Annotated in this window: 15 protein-coding genes; 8 read left to right on the forward strand and 7 right to left on the reverse strand. The window is 65.9% G+C overall.

The window, feature by feature from the left end; translation table 11 throughout:
* Positions 1 to 13: 13 nt before the first annotated feature.
* The 5 genes from AC30PD_RS15180 to AC30PD_RS15200 all read right to left on the reverse strand — a co-directional run bounded on the left by AC30PD_RS15180 (position 14) and on the right by AC30PD_RS15200 (position 6,841).
* Positions 14 to 391 carry a MarR family EPS-associated transcriptional regulator gene (locus tag AC30PD_RS15180; RefSeq protein ID WP_489536486.1) on the reverse strand — a complete coding sequence of 126 codons (378 nt, stop codon included), beginning with the start codon at positions 389 to 391 and terminating at the stop codon, positions 14 to 16.
* A 128-nt stretch (positions 392 to 519) separates the two neighbouring features.
* Positions 520 to 1,752, reverse strand: coding sequence for a Wzz/FepE/Etk N-terminal domain-containing protein (locus AC30PD_RS15185; protein ID WP_489536487.1), 1,233 nt, complete (start codon positions 1,750 to 1,752; stop codon positions 520 to 522).
* Between the two features lie 13 nt (positions 1,753 to 1,765).
* A complete protein-coding gene (locus AC30PD_RS15190) occupies positions 1,766 to 4,246 on the reverse strand; it encodes a polysaccharide biosynthesis/export family protein (protein WP_489536488.1) in 2,481 nt (826 codons plus the stop codon).
* Positions 4,247 to 4,491: 245 nt separating this feature from the next.
* On the reverse strand, positions 4,492 to 5,535 hold the full coding sequence (locus AC30PD_RS15195) for an NAD-dependent epimerase/dehydratase family protein (protein ID WP_489536489.1): 1,044 nt from the start codon (positions 5,533 to 5,535) through the stop codon (positions 4,492 to 4,494).
* 10 nt (positions 5,536 to 5,545) lie between these two features.
* Positions 5,546 to 6,841 carry a nucleotide sugar dehydrogenase gene (locus AC30PD_RS15200; protein WP_489536490.1) on the reverse strand — a complete coding sequence of 432 codons (1,296 nt, stop codon included), beginning with the start codon at positions 6,839 to 6,841 and terminating at the stop codon, positions 5,546 to 5,548.
* Positions 6,842 to 6,985: 144 nt separating this feature from the next.
* Between AC30PD_RS15200 and AC30PD_RS15205 the strand changes: the two genes are divergently transcribed.
* A complete protein-coding gene (locus AC30PD_RS15205) occupies positions 6,986 to 8,503 on the forward strand; it encodes a DEAD/DEAH box helicase (RefSeq protein ID WP_489536491.1) in 1,518 nt (505 codons plus the stop codon).
* Positions 8,504 to 8,513: 10 nt separating this feature from the next.
* On the opposite strand, the gene AC30PD_RS15210 is transcribed toward AC30PD_RS15205, so the two are convergent.
* Together AC30PD_RS15210 and AC30PD_RS15215 are read right to left on the reverse strand one after the other, a co-directional pair.
* Positions 8,514 to 9,278: an SAM-dependent methyltransferase gene (locus AC30PD_RS15210; protein WP_489536492.1), complete on the reverse strand. Its 765-nt coding sequence runs from the start codon at positions 9,276 to 9,278 to the stop codon at positions 8,514 to 8,516.
* Positions 9,275 to 9,877, reverse strand: a complete 603-nt coding sequence (locus AC30PD_RS15215) for a Maf family nucleotide pyrophosphatase (RefSeq protein WP_489536493.1) — start codon at positions 9,875 to 9,877, stop codon at positions 9,275 to 9,277. Before AC30PD_RS15215 ends, AC30PD_RS15210 begins: the two co-directional genes overlap by 4 nt.
* 56 nt (positions 9,878 to 9,933) lie before the next feature.
* On the opposite strand from AC30PD_RS15215, the gene AC30PD_RS15220 reads away from it, so the two are divergent.
* The 7 genes from AC30PD_RS15220 to acpP all read left to right on the forward strand — a co-directional run bounded on the left by AC30PD_RS15220 (position 9,934) and on the right by acpP (position 15,090).
* A complete protein-coding gene (locus AC30PD_RS15220) occupies positions 9,934 to 10,488 on the forward strand; it encodes a YceD family protein (protein WP_489536494.1) in 555 nt (184 codons plus the stop codon).
* A gap of 196 nt (positions 10,489 to 10,684) precedes the next feature.
* Entirely contained in the window at positions 10,685 to 10,867 is a 183-nt protein-coding gene (gene rpmF / locus AC30PD_RS15225) for a 50S ribosomal protein L32 (protein ID WP_489536495.1), read from the forward strand.
* A gap of 49 nt (positions 10,868 to 10,916) precedes the next feature.
* Positions 10,917 to 12,014, forward strand: a complete 1,098-nt coding sequence (plsX, locus tag AC30PD_RS15230) for a phosphate acyltransferase PlsX (protein ID WP_489536496.1) — start codon at positions 10,917 to 10,919, stop codon at positions 12,012 to 12,014.
* Positions 12,015 to 12,023: 9 nt separating this feature from the next.
* Positions 12,024 to 13,013, forward strand: a complete 990-nt coding sequence (locus tag AC30PD_RS15235; protein ID WP_489536497.1) for a beta-ketoacyl-ACP synthase III — start codon at positions 12,024 to 12,026, stop codon at positions 13,011 to 13,013.
* Positions 13,014 to 13,060: 47 nt separating this feature from the next.
* A complete protein-coding gene (gene fabD, locus AC30PD_RS15240; protein WP_489536498.1) occupies positions 13,061 to 13,999 on the forward strand; it encodes an ACP S-malonyltransferase in 939 nt (312 codons plus the stop codon).
* Positions 13,996 to 14,745 (forward strand): 3-oxoacyl-ACP reductase FabG, encoded by a 750-nt coding sequence (gene fabG / locus AC30PD_RS15245; RefSeq protein ID WP_489536499.1) that lies wholly within the window; start codon positions 13,996 to 13,998, stop codon positions 14,743 to 14,745. Before fabD ends, fabG begins: the two co-directional genes overlap by 4 nt.
* Positions 14,746 to 14,847: 102 nt before the next feature.
* On the forward strand, positions 14,848 to 15,090 hold the full coding sequence (gene acpP, locus AC30PD_RS15250; protein ID WP_489536500.1) for an acyl carrier protein: 243 nt from the start codon (positions 14,848 to 14,850) through the stop codon (positions 15,088 to 15,090).
* Positions 15,091 to 15,113 lie beyond the last annotated feature (23 nt).

Raw genomic sequence — 15,113 nt, forward strand, 5'->3', positions numbered from 1 at the left:
GGGTCGAATCGCGTCACCGAATCTCTTCGGGGGGGAGTTCGTCTTTGAGCGCTGCGATCAGGTGCCGCATCTGCTCGAACTCGGCTTCTTTGCGCGAGAGGAAGGCTCGTGTCAAGCGGATCTTCTCGCCCAGCCCGGTGGGAGTGAGGACATAGGCATAGGCCAGCTTGTTGTCGCTGCGCCGAAAGTTGCCGACCTTGACCATGCCTTTGTCGAGCAGGGCATGCAACACATAGTGAGTCTTGCCCAAGCTGAGCCCGAGTGCAGACGACAGTTCGCGCTGCGAGATGTCGGAGCGCTGCTGCAGCAGGCGCAACACCGCCAGCCGGGCCCCTTCAGTATCGCCGTGAGATGGCCGCTCGGATGACAAAAAACCAGCTTGTTCAATCATTGAACGCGCGATTGTAGTGCAGCTCCCCGACGATCAAGCGCCCGGTTTGGATGAGTTGCCGAAGTGCGGCGCCAGTGAGGTGCGAGTCGTGCGGGCGAGCAGCCGGCGGTCGCGAGAACGGCAGCGGGTCAGCTGCGAACGCGCCACGCCCGCGCGAGCTGCTCCCGAAGCTGCGCATCCTGGGGGTTCACTTCGCGTGACCAGGCCCTGTAGCTCCGCCCAAGGACAAAGAAGCTCGACGCCAGAAACGCGAGCAACGTACTGGCCAAGGCGATCTGCGCAATCGACGGCTTGGACTTGTGGTCGGGCGGCTCGGCAATATCGACGCGTTGCAACGCCGGCCCTTCTTTGGCTTCGTCGAGCTTCGCGGCCTCGAACTGACGGATCATTGTTTCGAGCAGGGTCTCCTGGAGTTTGACCTCGCGTCTCGCGCGCACGTAAGCAATGCCGGCCTCAGGCAGCTTGCCAACCGGCATGTCCACTGCGCTGCCGGGGCTACCGCCTTGCGTCGACTCCATGCGGGCCAGCTCGCCGCGCAAGGCGCGCAACTCCGAACTAAGGCGTATGACCTCGGGGTTCTGCTCGGTCGCCGCAGTGCGCAGCACCTTGAGCTGTACCTCACGTTCGGCGACCAGTGAGCGCAGCTGTGCCGCGCCACCGATGAGGGCCTCAGCCTGCTTGTCTAGCACGATCACACCCGACTTCTCTTGGACCTGACGAAGGTCCTGTTCCGCCTTGATCAGGTGCTCTTTCGTGTCGTTGAGCTGTTTCTCGAAAAAGACCCGCCGCAACTGCGCCTCTGAGACCGCGAGACGGCCCAGTACCTTCGTGATTTCGCCGGCGTGGGCGTTGGCCAGGTCGGCTGCGAACTTCGGCTCATGGTCCTCGACCTCGACCGTGATCAGGCCGCTCTTGCGATCCGACGACACGCGGATGGTCTTGGCCATCGCCTTGCGCAACTCTTCGTAGTTGGACGCGTCGTAGCGCGCTTTGAGCTCGAAGCGTTCAGCCAAAACACGTTGAACGCTGTCGCTCTTCAGCAGAGCCACGTACAACTCATCCGGCGACTTCGACGAACCTCCGACCAGGCCGCCGAGCGAGCCGAGCGCCGCCAACGCGGCGACGGACCCGCTTTGCTGCTGGGAACCCGGCGCCAGCAGAGTGGCCCGCGCCGTGAAGGTCTTCGGGATCAGAAAGCCAACCGCGACCGACGCAACGGCTGCCAGCAAGGTGACTTTCGCGATCAGCCGTTTACCCTCGCCGATCCAGACCATGGTCTGAGTGAGCCTGATGCTCCGCCCTTCGTCTTCCAACGCATCGGCCTCCGACGTCGGAAGCTGCTGCGAATAGTCGCTCTTCATGGAACCCCCGACATCAAAGCGAGTGGATCGCGGCGATGCCAATGCCGAATCCGGTAAAGATCTGCGCAAAGTCTTTCAGGTTGCGAACGAACGCGCGGCCCCAGGTTTCGAAGTCGAGCTGGTTCGGCACGATGAGTGCGTCGCCAGGCTGCATGACTTGTGACTCGAGGCTGCTGCGGCCGAAGAACCCGCGCTTGTCGCCGGCGTGGCTCACGGTGCCATCGGCACGCAGGATGAACATGTTGTCGGGTTCGGCGGCCTCGTCGGCACCGGCCAGGCGCAGGTACTCGCCGGCGGTGCGGCCTGCTTTCCACAGGAACGCGTTGCTGTTGACGACCGCGCCCGCCACGGTCACGAAGCCGGGCCGCGAGGGCACCACGATCCGGTCGCCACCTTCGAGAGGCACGTCTGGCAGCGCCGCCAGCGTGCTCGTTTCGGCTTCGAGTTCGAGCGCGATCCGGCCGTTGGGCTGGACGTTGCGCAAGCGCGAGAGCTGGGCCTGCGTTGCGGCATTGCTCACCGCCGTGGTCGAAGCGGCGCCGATGGCATCGTCGCGCCGGTTTGCGGCGTCACGCGCCGCCTGCACCGCCGAGAGCGATTCGAGACGCGCGATCGCGGCCACGAGGTTCTCGCGCTGGCGTTGGCGCGTTTCTTCGCGGCTGAACTCCAGGCCGTACAGATAGGCCTGTGCAGTGAAACCGCCCGCTCTTGCGATCACGCTCTTGAGTGTGTCTCCGGGCTCCAGCTGGTACACGCCGGGCGAGCCGACTTCGCCTTCGAGCGAGACCAGTCGGGTCTGGCGCGACACGGGCACGCGGATGTCCTTCTGGCTGTAGACCGTGACCACGTCGCCGCTCCTCAGCTCGATGTTGTTGGCGTCGTCGCCCTGCAGAACCGCCTTGCCCAGATTGAACGGAATCACCTGGGTGCTGAGGTCCTGACCGTTGAGCCGCTCGATCACGGCGTAGTCCCAGTTAAGGGCATTGAACAGCGCCGTCGGTGCTTTCTTGGAGGCTTCGACCACGACACGATCTTCCTTGCGGCGGGTGCGCTCGGCCGCCGTCCGCGGTGCCGACCTGAGTGTCGGGTCGTTGCTGCCTGCGCCTGCGGGCGTGCCGTTGGCGGCCGCCACGGGGGCGGCCGCCGCCGCGTCTGCGCGGAGGTCTTCGTCGTCTTCCAGCACCTGCACCAGCAGGTTCTTGCGCCGGTAGAAGTCGGGTGAGATCAGTGCGTCGCGGTCGGGGATCAGGTCACGAATGCGCATGCCGGGCGTGAACGGATAGCGCAGCGGCTGTGCAACATGGCCGCGCAGCGTGACCGCGTTGGCGAACTGCGGCGAGATCGCTAGCAAGGTCAATACGTCACCATCGCGCAGCGGCTTTTGCAGCCCGTTGCCGTCGAGCTTGAAGGTCTCGACAAAACGTGCGGCCTTGGGTTGCTCCGCGTCGACGCGCTCGAGCTGAGCCTGGTTCGGGTTGGCCAGCAAAGGTGTGCCACCGGCGTAGCGCAGCACTTCGCGCACCGGCTCCTGTGGCGCCTTGAGTTCGTAGATCGCCGGGGTGTCAAGGGCGCCGTTGAGCGCCACGCGCGCGCCTGCGGCCTGAAACACGACCACGTCGCCGGCCGCGAGCTGAATGTCTTTCGACTTGTCGCCCTGTACCAAGAACTCGTAGATGTCGAGCTCCGAAACCACGCGGCCATCGCGGCGCAGCAGCACCTTGCGCATCGACCCGTTGGCGGCCGGCCCACCCGCCGACACGATGGCCGACAACATGGTCGACTGGCTGGCGAGGGTGTACACACCCGGCCGGCGGGCCGGGCCGACGACGAACACCTTCACGCCGCGCAACTGCCCGAGCGACACACTCAGATTGAAGTTGGTGTAGAGCCGGCCGATCTGTGCGCGCAAGTGCTTTTCGAGCTCCGAGGCCTTGACCCCCGCCACGTTGAAGCTGCCGATCTTGGGCAGGCTGAGCAGGCCGTTGCGGTCGACCTTGGTTCGGTAGTCGACGTCGATCGAGCCCCACGCGCGCAGCATGATCTCGTCGCCCGGGCCGACCGTGTAGTCGGCCGATACCGGGACGTTGTCGACTGGTGAAAACGAGTCGGCGTTGTCGGTGAAGAAGCCGTTGCCGAACAACGGCAACAAACGCCCCGTGGCGGCTTCGACGAACTTCTGAAATTCGCCGGGCTTCGGCGGCGGCAGGTCGGCACGACGCGGCGCCGGGTCGAGCGCGTTGGCACCCGGTCCGGTCTGTCGGCCAAGCTGATCCGTGGTGTTCGGGTTCTGCATCGAGCGTATGCCAGGGGTGTCGGCCTGGACGCCAGGTTGCGCCTGCGTGCCAGCCTTCGGAACCACCCCGCTCGGGTAGCTGGGGGTGTTGAACGAGTTGCTGCCATTCGGGTTGTCTTCGGCAGCCATCGAGGTGGCCAGGCCGAGCGAGAGGCACAGCGACATCACGAGACGCGGGGGACGAAAGCGGATGAGTGTCATGAAGGGTCGTAAACCTTGAGTTGTGCGCCGTATGGCTTGCGCAGCGTCATATTCTTCCCCACGAGTCTTCGAAGCGCACGATGTCGTCTTCACCCGGGAATGAACCCGACTGCGCCAGCAACTACCTGGGGAGCCGTGAGCGTTTGAGCGGTCTCAGGAGGGTAGGCAGTGGGACGATCGTTGCTCATCGGGGCAAGTGGTGATTATCCACGCCCGTCATGTCGAACCGGCAAAGGCCCCTGGTTTCAGGGCGAAGCGGCGATCCCCGAGCTGGCCACGTACCACGCCATGCACAACGCGAGCCCTTCGCGGACCGGGTAGGCCGGCGCGTAGCCCAGCCGCGACCTCGCTTTGCCGATGTCTGCCAGCGAGTGCAGAACGTCTCCGGCGCGGAAGTCGCGCCGAATCGGCGCGGCGTCTTGCAGATGAGCGCAGTGCTGCGCGAGGTTCGAGCGCAGCAGCTCGTAGAGCTGATTCAGCGAAGTGCGGTCGCCCACCGCCACGTTGTAGATCTGGTTCACCGCCTCGGCGCTGTTCGTGGTGGCAGCCAGCAGGTTCGCCTGAACCACGTTGTCGATGAAGCAGAAGTCGCGGCTGGTTTCGCCGTCGCCGTTGATGAAGACAGGCTCGTTGCGCAGCATCGAGGCGATCCATTTCGGGATGACGGCCGCGTACGCGCCTTCCGGGTCCTGGCGCGGGCCGAACACGTTGAAGTAGCGCAGGCCGATCGACTCGAAGCCGTAGCAGCGCGCGAACACGTCGGCGTAGAGCTCGTTCACGTACTTGGTGACGGCGTAGGGCGAGAGCGGTTTGCCGATCGTGTCTTCGACCTTCGGCAGCGCCGGGTGGTCGCCGTAGGTCGAGCTCGATGCGGCAAAGACGAAGCGCTTCACGCCGGCGTCGCGCGCCGCGGTGAGCATGTTCAGAAAACCGGTGATGTTGGCGCTGTTGGTGAGCACCGGGTCGGCCAGCGAGCGTGGCACGCTGCCGAGCGCGGCCTCGTGCAGCACGTAGTCCACGCCGGCGCAGGCCGCTTGGCAATCGGCCAGCTCGCGGATGTCGCCGTTGACGAAGCGAAAGCGCGCCCACTGCTCGGGCGATACCAGCGTGCGTACTTCGTCCAGGTTGTGCTGGTGGCCAGTGGCGAAGTTGTCGAGGCCCACCACCTGCTGGTCGAGCTTGAGCAGGGCTTCGAGGAGGTTCGAACCGATGAAACCGGCCACGCCGGTCACGAGCCAGGTGTGGCGCTCTGCTCGCAAGCGCGCCTGAAGGTCGGAGAAGGCTGTCACGAGTGTGGCATCAGAGGCGCCAGGGGCGCAGTCCGGCGGCCGCGATCGCAGCAGCGTCGAAGCTCGCTTTCACGTCGACAAACACCGCGCCGGGCACGCCCATCGCGGCCACGGTGGCGACCGGCAGCTCCTTGTACTCGCGGTGCGCCACGGCGGCCACGATGGCCTGCGCCTTGGGCATGTCTTCGAGTTTCTTCAGGGAGACGCCGTACTCGTGCTCGGCTTCGGCAGAAGCGGCCAGCGGGTCGTGCACGTGCACGGTGGCGCCATAGCTCTGCAATTCGCGGATCACGTCGATCACCTTGCTGTTGCGCAGGTCGGGGCAGTTTTCCTTGAAGGTGAGGCCGAGCACGATGATGTGCGCACCCTTCACCGGCAGGTTGTTCGCGATCATTTCCTTGATGGTCTGCTCGGCGATGTACTTGCCCATGCTGTCGTTGATGCGCCGGCCTGCCAGGATCACTTGCGGGTGGTGGCCGAGCATCTCGGCCTTGTGCGTCAGGTAGTAGGGGTCGACGCCGATGCAGTGGCCACCCACCAGGCCCGGGCGGAACGGCAGGAAGTTCCACTTGCTGCCTGCGGCCTCGAGCACTTCGGTCGTGTCGATGCCGATCTTGTGGAAGATGATGGCCAGCTCGTTCATCAGCGCGATGTTCAGGTCACGCTGGGTGTTTTCGATCACCTTGGCAGCTTCGGCCACCATGATGCTGCTGGCCGGGTACACGCCAGCGGTGATGATCGAGCCGTACATCTTCTCGACGAGTGCGAGCGTCTCGGCGGTGTCGCCGGCCACGACCTTCTTGATCTTGGTGACCGTGCGTTCCTTGTCGCCCGGGTTGATGCGCTCGGGGCTGTAGCCGACGAAGAAGTCTTTCTTCCACTTCAGACCCGACAGGCGCTCGATGATCGGGATGCAGACCTCTTCGGTGGCGCCGGGGTAGACCGTGGATTCGTACACCACCGTTGCGCCGCGCTTGATGTGTTTGCCCACCGATTCAGAGCTTTTGACCAGCGGCGTGAAGTCGGGCCGGTGCGCGTCGTCGACCGGCGTGGGCACCGCCACCACGATGAAGTCGGCCTGCGACAGCACCGTGGGGTCGGTTCCACAGCTCAGCTGTTTGGCCGCGCGCAATTCGTCGCCGCTGACTTCACCGGTCGGGTCGAAAAAGCGCTGATAAGCGGCGACCTTTTCGGCCGACATGTCCAGGCCGAGCGTGCGGTACTTCTTGCCGAATTCGACGGCGAGCGGCAAGCCCACGTAGCCGAGGCCGATGACGGCAACGGTGGGCGAGGTGGAAGCGGTCATGGGTGTTCTCGTTCGAATCGATGGAGTTGGAGCGGCGCTTCTTTGCGCGCAAGACGTGCCTGCCGGCACGCTCAAAACCAACAATTCTAGTGGTGCCACCCCAGCCGACAACGCTGATCCGTGGGGGGAGGCGATAATCGAAGGATGACCGAAATCACGATACAAACCGCTGCGGGTGCCGCAGCAGACCCTTCGATAGACCCGACCAGTCTCGCCGAGACGCCACCCGCCGCACTCGAATTCGCCAGCGTCGGCCTGGCGCCCAGCCTGCAGCGCGCTGTGGCGGTGCAGGGTTACACGATGATGACGCCGATCCAGGCCAAGGCGATCCCGATCGTGCTGGCCGGGCGTGACGTGATGGGCGCCGCGCAAACCGGCACGGGCAAGACCGCCGCGTTTTCGCTGCCGCTGCTGCACCGCATGCTGCGCCACGAAAACGCCAGCATGTCGCCCGCGCGTCACCCGGTGCGAGCCCTGGTGATCGCCCCCACGCGCGAGCTGGCCGACCAGGTCGCCGCCAACATCAAAGGTTATGCCGCGCAGACCAAGTTGCGCGTGGCCGTGGTGTACGGCGGCATCGACATGAAGCCGCAGACGCTCGAGCTAAAAGGCGGCGTCGAGGTGCTGGTGGCCACGCCGGGCCGCCTGCTCGACCACATCGAGGCCAAGAACTGCGTGTTGAACCAGGTCGAGTACGTGGTGCTCGACGAGGCCGACCGCATGCTCGACATCGGCTTCCTGCCCGACCTGCAGCGCATCCTGAGCTACCTGCCCAAGGCCCGCCAGACACTGCTGTTCTCGGCCACGTTTTCGCCCGAGATCAAGCGCCTGGCCGAGAGCTACCTGCAGGACCCGATCCTCGTCGAAGTGGCGCGGCCGAATGCCACGGCCAGCACCGTGGAGCAACGCTTCTTCAGCGTGTCCACCGACGACAAGCGCCGTGCCGTGCTGAAGGTGTTGAAAGAGCGCTCGATCACGCAGGCGCTGGTGTTCGTCAACTCCAAGCTCGGCTGCGCGCGCCTGGCGCGCTCGTTCGAGCGCGACGGGCTGCGCACGAATGCGCTGCACGGTGACAAGTCGCAAGACGAGCGGCTCAAGGCGCTCGACGCCTTCAAGGGCGGCACCGTCGACGTGCTGGTGGCAACAGACGTTGCCGCCCGCGGCCTCGACATCGCCGACCTGCCGGCGGTGTTCAACTTCGACGTGCCCTTCAACGCCGAAGACTACGTGCACCGCATCGGCCGCACCGGCCGCGCAGGGGCCTCGGGCCTGGCGGTGACCTTGGTGTCGTCTTCCGACGCTCGCCTGGTGGCCGACATTGAAAAATTGATCAAGAAGAAGATCGAACTCGAACCGATGGAGTTCGACGACGAGGCGCCGCGTCGCGAGCACCGCGACCGGGCTCGTCATGATGGTGAAGGTGCCGACGACCGGCCCACCCGTGTGGCGCCTGCGGCGCGCAGCGCCCCGAGCTACGCGCCTCCGCGTGCCCCGAGCGACCCGTTCTTCGACAAGCCCTACGAGCCCGATGCGGCGGGGGCCGAACCGGCCTGGGAAAACAAGGCGCCCGCGGCACCGCGAGGTCTGTCGCCCAACATCAAGCCGAAGAAGCGCGTGGCCGCGTTGTTCGGCGCCAAGCTGCCGGGCGAAGCGGTGTCCTGAAGCGCCGCCCTCAGCTGGCGAGCAGGCTGAAGACGGCAGGCACGTCGGCCGGAAGCTTCGCAGGGCGCGCCTTCCATCGTTCCACCGTGTCGGTGCGCGTGAAGGCCGACGACAGCGTCAGGCCGCAACTCACCGACACGCGTGTTCCGCCCTGCAGGTGTGCCAGCAGCGCGGCCATGAGCGCTTCGTTGCGATAGGGCGTCTCGATCATCAATTGGGTCTGCCCGGCTCGCCGAGAGAGCGCTTCGAGTTCGCGGATGCGTGTGCCTCGTTCGGTGGCGTCCACGGGCAGGTAACCCACGAACGCAAAGCTCTGGCCATTGAGGCCGCTGGCGCCGAGCGCCAGCAGCAGCGAACTCGGGCCGGGCAGGGCGACCACATTCAGGCCGGCAATGTGCGCGGCCTGCACAAGGGTGGCGCCGGGGTCCGCGACAGCCGGCAACCCGGCTTCGGAAATCAAGCCGATGTCATGACCGTGCAGCGCCGGCGCCAGCAGCGCGTCGAGGTTCGGAACTGCAGCGACGCGCGCACCTTTTTGCGGGCGTGGCAGCTCCAGGATCGACAGCGCCTGCAGCGGCTGCGCGAGCGGCACGACGGCGTCGACACGCTTGAGGAAGGCGCGCGTCGTCTTGGCGTTCTCGGCGACCCAGTGTTGCAGCGCGGCGGCACGCCGGATCACTCCGAGAGGCAACACGTCCTGCAGGTCGGGCAAGGCGCCGGGGGCACCGAAGTCGAGTGTGTTCGGCATCAGCACCAGTTCGCCGCGCCGGCTCATGGGAGCGGCGCCGCGAGCGGGTCGATGCCGGCGGCGCGCAGCAACGCGCAGGTGCGGATCAATGGCAGCCCGACCAGCGCGGTGGGGTCGTCGGATTCGATCGCTTCGAGCAAGGCGATGCCCAGCGTTTCAGACTTGGCGCTGCCGGCGCAGTCATAGGGTTGCTCGGCGCGGAGGTAGCGCTCGATCTCGTCGTCAGAGAGTTCGCGAAACCGCACCCTGACCGGCACCAACGCTGATTCGGCGAAGGCCGTGTGCAGGCAGACCACCGCCACCGCGGTCTGGAACACCACGCTGCGCCCGCTCATGCTGCGCAGCTGTGCCACAGCGCGGTCGTGGTTTCCGGGTTTGCCGATCGATTGCCCGTCGAGGTCGGCCACCTGATCCGAGCCGATCACAACCGCAGCCGGGTTCTGGTGTGCGACCGCCTGGGCTTTGGCCAGCGCCAGGCGAAGCGCAAGCGTTGCAGGGGCCTCGCCGGGAACCGGCGTTTCGTCGACCTGGGGTGCCAGCACGTCGAACGGCAGGCGCAGCCGGCCCAGCAGCTCGCGTCGGTAGACAGAGGTGGAACCGAGGATCAGACGTGGCTGTTTGCTCATCGGTTCATTCTCCCATCGTGGGCGCTGCTGCCGGCCGAGCGTCTTACACTCAGGCGATGGCTACCCGCGATTTCGACCCTTTGCGCCTCGAGGTACAGGCCTTCGCCAAGGAAGGCGGCCGGCTCGACGGCCGGTGGCCGCTGCTGCAACTTGTGCGCCTGGCCGATTCCGCGCTGGACGCAGACGCCGCCGATCGCTATGCATCAGAGGTAGCCTGGAGCGCGCAGGGCGAGCAGCGGCCAGCGCCAGGCGGCGAGCCGCAGACCTGGCTCCATGTCAGGGCGGCCACCGCCGTGTCGCTCGAGTGCCAGCGCTGCCTGAAGCCGATGACCGTGTCGGTCCAGGTCGAACGCAGCTTCCTGTTTGTGCATGGTGAAGACGCCGCTGCGGAGCTCGACGCCGACAGCGAAGACGACGTGCTGGCGTTGACCCGCTCGCTCGACCTGCGCGAGCTTGTCGAAGACGAACTCCTGCTCGCGCTGCCGATCGTCCCGCGGCACGACATTTGCCCTGAGCCGTTACCGGTTCGCGCCAACGATCCGCTGGCCGAAGAGAAGCCCAATCCTTTTGCGGCCTTGGCCGCCCTTAAACGGGGCGGGCGGCCGAACTGACCCTGCCGGGCCGGCCGTGCTAGAATCTTGGGCTTGTCTGCGGGCACCCCTGCGCACGCACCGCTTTTGCGGTGGCCGGCTCCCGCACTTGCAATACCTGTCAGTCAGTTTTTGCGCTGCATTCAGCGAAACCACCCGGCGACAAGCACTGTCGCAGCGCTGGCCCCGGCTTGAATGCGGGCCCAAGGAGAGCTCCATGGCCGTTCAACAGAACAAGAAGTCCCCTTCCAAGCGTGGCATGCATCGTGCCCACTACGCGCTGAACGCGCCCGGCACGGCGATCGAGCCCACCACGGGCGAGTCGCACCTGCGCCACCACATCAGCCCGAACGGTTTCTACCGTGGGCGCAAGGTGCTGAAGACCAAGGCGGACGCCTGAGAGTTCGTTGTGCCGGCCGTTCGAGGCCGGCGCTGATCTTCGCCCTGCGATGAATTCGGCTCATGCGCCCCTTGCCGGCGTCGTTCGGCTTGCGGTCGATTGCATGGGCGGCGACCACGGCCCGTCGGTCACCTTGCCCGCCTGCCGCGCGTTCCTGACGGCACACCCTGCTGCTGAACTGATTCTGGTCGGCCGCGCCGAGGCGCTCGCAGAAGCGGCTTCGTGGCCACGATGCCGCGTGGTTACCGCCGCCGAAGTCGTCGAGATGGACGACCCGATCGAGGTGGCGTTGCGCAAGAAGAAGGATTCTTCGCTGCGCGTGGCCGTCACCCAGGTCAAGGCCGACGCGAACGGCGTGGCGCAGGCCCAGGCCTGTGTTTCTGCCGGCAACACCGGCGCGCTGATGGCCGTGTCGCGCTATGTGCTCAAGACACTTGAAGGCATCGACCGCCCGGCCATCGCCACCGTGATGCCCAACGAGCGCGACGGTTTCACGACCGTGCTCGATCTGGGTGCGAACGTCGACTGCAGCGCCGAACACCTGCTGCAGTTCGCCGTGATGGGCAGCGCGCTGGTCGCGGCCATTGCCGGCAAGGAAGACCCGAGTGTCGGCCTGCTCAACATCGGCGAAGAAGCGATCAAGGGCAGCGAAACCATCAAGCAGGCGGCCGAATTGTTGCGGGCCGCTGCTGCGAGCGGGCACCTCAACTTCCACGGCAACGTGGAAGGCAACGACATTTTCAAAGGCACGACCGACATCGTGGTCTGCGACGGCTTCGTCGGGAACGTTGCGCTGAAGACCTCGGAAGGCCTCGCCTCGATGCTGTCGAAGTTCGTCAAGCAAGAGTTCACGCGCAGCATCTTCACCAAACTTGCCGCGTTGATGGCGCTTCCTGTGCTCAAAGCGCTGCAAGCCCGCGTAGACCACCGCCGCTACAACGGCGCGGCGCTGCTCGGCCTGCGTGGGCTGGTGTTCAAGAGCCACGGTTCTGCCGACGCTTTCGCGTTCGAACAGGCGCTGAATCGGGCTTATGATGCCGCTCGAAACGGCCTTCTGGATCGGGTGCACGACCGGATTCTCGACACGCTGGCCGCGATGCCCGCCGCGCCGAAACAGGCCGATCCGATCGCAGCAGACGTTGCCTGACAACACCGCATGACACCGACCGCGCCACGCTATTCAAGGATCACGGGCACCGGCAGTTACCTGCCGCCGAACCGGCTGACGAATGACGCATTGGCTGCGCAACTCGCGTTGACTGGTGTCGAGACTTCCGACCAGTGGATCGTCGAACGCACCGGCATCAAGGCGCGCCATTTCGCCGCACCCGATGTGGTCAGCAGCGACCTGGCCCTCGAAGCGGCGAGGCGGGCGCTCGAAGCCGCCGATGTCGACGCGGCGAACATCGACCTGATCATCGTGGCGACCAGCACGCCCGACATGGTGTTCCCATCGACCGCCTGCCTGCTGCAGCAAAAGCTCGGCGTGCACGGTTGCGCGGCGTTCGACGTGCAGGCCGTGTGCTCGGGGTTCGTGTATGCGCTCACGGTGGCCGATTCGATGATCCGCACCGGTGCGGCTCGCAACGCGCTGGTGGTGGGTGCCGAAGTGTTTTCGCGCATCCTCGACTTCAAGGACCGCACGACCTGCGTGTTGTTCGGCGACGGTGCTGGCGCCGTGGTTCTCGAAGCCAGCGACACGCCTGGCATCCTGGCGAGCGAACTGCACGCCGATGGGCGGCATGTCGACATTCTCTGTGTGCCGGGCACGGTCTCGGGTGGCCAGGTGCTCGGCGACCCGCTGCTGAAGATGGACGGCCAGGCGGTGTTCAAGCTGGCGGTCGGTGTGCTCGAAGACGTGGCCCGCTCCGTGCTCGAAAAGGCCGGCCGCACGACCGACGACGTCGACTGGCTGATCCCGCACCAGGCCAACATCCGCATCATGCACGGCACGGCCAAGCGCATGAAGGTGCCGATGGACAAGCTCATCGTCACCGTGCACGAACACGGCAACACGTCGGCGGCTTCGGTGCCCCTGGCGCTCGACGAATCGGTGCGCAACGGCAAGATCAAGCGCGGCGACACCGTGTTGCTCGAAGGTGTGGGCGGTGGTTTCACCTGGGGTGCGGTGCTGCTCGATCTCTGAGCGCGCTGGCCGCTCCTTTCCAAGAAAAACAGCCGAGACACAGAGCGATGACGCCATTCGCATTCGTATTTCCGGGCCAGGGCTCGCAGGCCGTGGGCATGCTCGACGCGTGGGGCGACCATGCGGCGGTGCGCCAGACACTGGCCGAAGCCTCCGACGCGCTGGGTGAAGACATCGGCCGGCTGATCAACGCCGGCCCGAAGGACCAACTCGACCTCACCACCAACACCCAGCCGGTGATGTTGACCGCAGGCATCGCCTGCTACCGTGCCTGGATGGCCGAGACCGGCCTCACGCCAAGCGTGGTGGCCGGGCACTCGCTGGGTGAATACAGCGCGCTCGTCGCGGCCGGTTCGTTGACCCTGGCCACCGCCTTGCCGCTGGTGCGCTTTCGTGCACAGGCGATGCAGGACGCCGTGCCGGTCGGCGCGGGCGCGATGGCCGCGATACTCGGGCTCGATGCCCAGGCGGTGCGCGATGGCTGTGCCGAAGCGGCGGCCAGCACCGGCGAAGTGGTGGACGCCGCGAACTTCAACGACCCGAAGCAGACCGTGATCGCCGGCTCGAAGGCCGGCGTCGACAAGGCCTGCGAAGTGCTCAAGGCCAAGGGCGCGAAGCGTGCCTTGCTGCTCGCCGTGTCGGCACCGTTCCATTCGAGCCTGATGAAACCGGCGGCTGACCGGCTGCGCGAACGGCTCGCCGCAACGAGCCTCGTGGCACCGGTGATTCCGGTGGTCAACAACATCGACGTGAAGGTCGAGAGTGATCCCGCGGTGATCCGTGATGCCTTGTACCGCCAGGCCTTCGGCCCGGTGCGCTGGGTCGAGGTCGTGCAGGCGATTCGCGCGCGCGGTATCGGCCACATCATCGAATGCGGCCCCGGCAAGGTGCTGGCCGGCATTGTCAAGCGGGTCGACGCCGAAGCGGTGTCGGGCGCTGTGTTCGACGCGGCGTCGCTGGCCGATGTGAAGGGGTTGCTGGCATGAGCGAAGTACAGATGGCCGGGCAGGTGGCGCTCGTCACCGGCGCTTCACGCGGGATCGGTCGTGCAATCGCGATGGCCTTGGCCGGGCACGGCATGAAGGTCGTCGGCACCGCGACGACCGAAGCCGGTGCGGCAAGCATCGGCGAAGCGCTCGCGCCGTTCGCCGGCAGCCGCGGGCTGTGCCTGAACGTGAACGACGTGGGCGGCGTCGATTCAGCCATCGACACGATCGTCAAGGAACTCGGCGGCCTGCACGTGGTCGTGAACAACGCCGGCATCACGCGTGACACGCTGTCGATGCGCATGAAAGACGACGACTGGGACGCGGTGCTCGACACGAATCTGAAAGCGGTGTTCCGTGTCAGCCGCGCCGCGATCCGGCCGATGATGAAGCAGCGCTATGGCCGCATCGTCAACATCACCTCGGTGGTGGGCGCCAGCGGCAACGCCGGCCAGGCCAACTACGCCGCAGCCAAGGCCGGCGTGGCGGGCATGACACGCTCGCTCGCGCGCGAACTCGGCAGCCGCGGCATCACCGTCAACTGCGTGGCACCGGGCTTCATCGAGACCGACATGACGAAGGCGCTGACCGAAGCACAGACCACCGCGCTGATGGCGCAGATCCCGCTCGGGCGGCTCGGCCATGGGGCCGACATCGCGCACGCGGTGGCGTTTCTGGCCTCGCCCAACGCCGGCTACATCACCGGCACCGAGCTGCACGTCAACGGCGGCATGTACATGAATTGAGGGCGGTGGCGCAGCCATTGCCACGCCGGGGTGTCCCGACCGGCGTGCGGCCTTCAGGCCGTAGAATCCCGGGCTGTTTCCGTAAACACTCCCGGAGGAGTCATGAGCGATATCGAAGCACGTGTCAAAAAAATCATTGCCGAACAACTCGGTGTTCCCGAAGCTGATGTCGTGAACGACAAGGCCTTCGTCGCCGACCTCGGCGCCGACTCGCTCGACACTGTCGAACTGGTGATGGCCCTCGAAGACGAGTTCGGCATCGAGATCCCCGACGAAGAAGCCGAGAAGATCACGACCGTGCAACTGGCGATCGACTACGCCGTAAAGCACCAGAAGGCCGCCTGAGGCCTTTCTGGTCAGCAGCGCAT

It is taken from the genome of Rhizobacter sp. (genome assembly GCF_032229685.1).
Taxonomy (GTDB): Bacteria; Pseudomonadota; Gammaproteobacteria; order Burkholderiales; family Burkholderiaceae_C; genus LMDS01.